The sequence below is a fragment of the Lishizhenia sp. genome (assembly GCF_033720595.1).
Taxonomy (GTDB): domain Bacteria; phylum Bacteroidota; class Bacteroidia; order Flavobacteriales_D; family Crocinitomicaceae; genus Lishizhenia.
This window is the reverse complement of record NZ_JAWWCF010000280.1, coordinates 1-2,549: the sequence shown is the minus strand read 5'-3', so window position 1 is coordinate 2,549 and position 2,549 is coordinate 1. Positions and strand designations below refer to the sequence as shown.

2 protein-coding genes are annotated in these 2,549 nt (G+C 37.8%); both read right to left on the bottom strand.

All coding sequences use genetic code 11. From position 1 onward, the window contains the following. A partial coding sequence (locus tag R3333_RS13980; RefSeq protein WP_318959389.1) for a DNA alkylation repair protein occupies nt 1-661 on the bottom strand: 661 nt, incomplete at its 3' end. A gap of 181 nt (nt 662-842) precedes the next feature. Beyond that, nucleotides 843-2,549: M1 family aminopeptidase (locus tag R3333_RS13975; RefSeq protein WP_318959388.1), on the bottom strand; the 1,707-nt coding region annotated here is incomplete at its 5' end.

Below are 2,549 nucleotides of genomic sequence, written 5' to 3'. Positions count from 1 at the left end.
TACTCCCCTCTCTTCTGGCCAAGGTAGAAAATTCATGTTGCTCCAAAAAGGCTTTTACGGCTTCTGGGTTATACTTAGAATATTGACGCAAACTCCAACCTATGGCTTTTTGAATAAAGAATTCTTTGTCTCCTTTTAAAGTCAAGATTTGTTGTTTGAGCAAGTCAAAATCTACATCGTCTTTATACTTTAATTGGAAAATCAAAGTTGAACGCTGTAACCACAAATGTCCAGACGCTGTGAATCGTTCTACCATGTAAGGAATTTGTTCGGGGTATTTTTTACAATGGAAACCGAGTATGGTTGCAGCAATAAAATCTACACTATCCCACCAATCTTTGTGGGTCAACAAAAATTCGATGAACGCCAAATCATCGGGATGGTGAAATTTCTTTTGTTGTTTGGCGAAAAGCTCTTGGGCAATGTATTGGGCTTCACGCTCGGAAAAATCCCACAACTCTTTTACCAAAGCACGGTAATCAAAATCTGCATCTTTTAACGGAAGCAGGGCAAAGAATTCTTTTTGAATGACTCTTCGCTGCGGTGATTTTATACCAAAAGATGCAAACTTGTTTTTTAGATAAGCACTCATTTTTTCTGCGGTGCTCTCTTTGCGCTGAGCTTCTAGTTTTTCTCTTAATATTTCTGCGAACTCGCTCATTTCTATCTTTTTAATCAATTCTAAACCACTCTTGAATTAATATAGCAAATGCCCAACATGGCAATCACATGGAGTTGACATCACCTTAATTTCAGCTTAAAAATCATTCTACATTTAGCGCTTATCTCGATACCTCGACTCCGCTCTGCACGGCGCTCCGCTCGATAACCTATGTTTAATTTTATTTTACCTCATGAGAACTTGACAAATAAGCTCTAGCTGCTTTAATTTCTACAAGCACAACATTCAAAACTTTTTGCTTTTGAGCGGCGATGGCAACATCGTTGTTTTTGCGTAAAGTGTCTATTTCGTTTTGTAGTTCTTGTGCTCTGAACTCCATGAGTCCGACTAAAGACCTTAGGTAAAGTGGAACAAACTTTTCCGCATCGCCTAATTTGCGTTCTGCTACTTGTTTGTAGATTTTCCAGTTATCAGCTAAAACAGCAATATCTTCATCTTTCAAATACAAGGTAAAGGCACCCAACATTGCGCTGTAGGTTCCATCATTCATTGTATTGGTATTTAAATGTGACGTAAAGAATTTCAACTGTTCCTCTTTACCGATTTCTGCGTATAAATCTGCAATGGCAATAAGAATAGAATTGGCTTGTTCATTTTCAAATTTAGCAGCCCACTCTAAGGCTAATTTGGGCTGTAATCCCCCCAAAACGCTCAACGCCTCACCTTTCACCATCCAAGAAGCATCTTCTTTTAAAAGTTGAACGCACAAGGCCTGTAATTTCGACTTCTTTTCCTTATACCTCAATACATGCAGCGCTCGTTGTTTTACCTGAGGTTTACTATCCTTTAACGCTAATTCAGCGATGAGGTTCAATGCTTTTTTACGTTGATCTTTATTGAGTTTACCAACCATGGTCAATGCTTCGTAACGCACGGCCCAGAAAGGATCATTCAAAGCTTCCACCACAATGTTTTTCAAGGCTTCTGAAGAACTTTCCCTTACGACTTGCAACACCTCATACCTGTCTAAATAATTCTCTCGCTGACGATATTGATTTACCCAAAACGCATCTGGTTTGTCTGTCTTAACCTCAGCTAATAAGCTATTATCACTGTCCAAAATATAATTCTCCAAGCTTCCATCTAAAGGAAATTCGAATACTTCGTACTCATCCTCTATGCGAATATTATAGGTATAATTCCCTTTTGAGGTGTACACCATAAATTTTAAAGGCAATTGGTATAGCGGAGCTTTCATCAAATTTTGATTTTGATGAATTTTCACTTTTAAAATGCTGTCTTTCACTTCATGATTCACAATTAAATTAGGCACGTGGTCATCAAAAAACCACTGGTTAAAAAACCAGTTTAAATCCTCACCACTCACCTTTTCAAAAGCCAATCTCAGATTGTGAATCTCAACCGTTTGATAGCTATTCTCTTCTAAATAATATTGAATCGCATCAAAGAATAATTCATCTCCCAAGTAAGTACGCAACATGTGTAAAATACGACCACCCTTGTTGTAAGAATGACCATCAAACATGTCTTCTTTGTTTTCATAATCGAACCATATCATGTTATGATGACCGGCAAACTGTGCAGAGTTATAAAAACCAAATGCTTCTTGTTGGGCATTGTAGGCAGCTTCTTCCTTTCCATATTTGAACTCATCCCATAAATACTGTGAATAATTGGCAAAAGACTCGTTCAAGGGCAAGTTCGACCAACTCTCACAGGTCAACAAATCTCCAAACCAGTGGTGAAATAATTCATGCGCTATGATGTCATCACTATTCTTATCCAATGCTTCTGCTTCCGTTCTGTAAACAAAATCTCCAAAAACAACGGCTGAAGTATTTTCCATGGCACCAGAAACAAAGTTTCTTACAATGATTTGACTGTATTTATCCCAAGGAAATTCAAC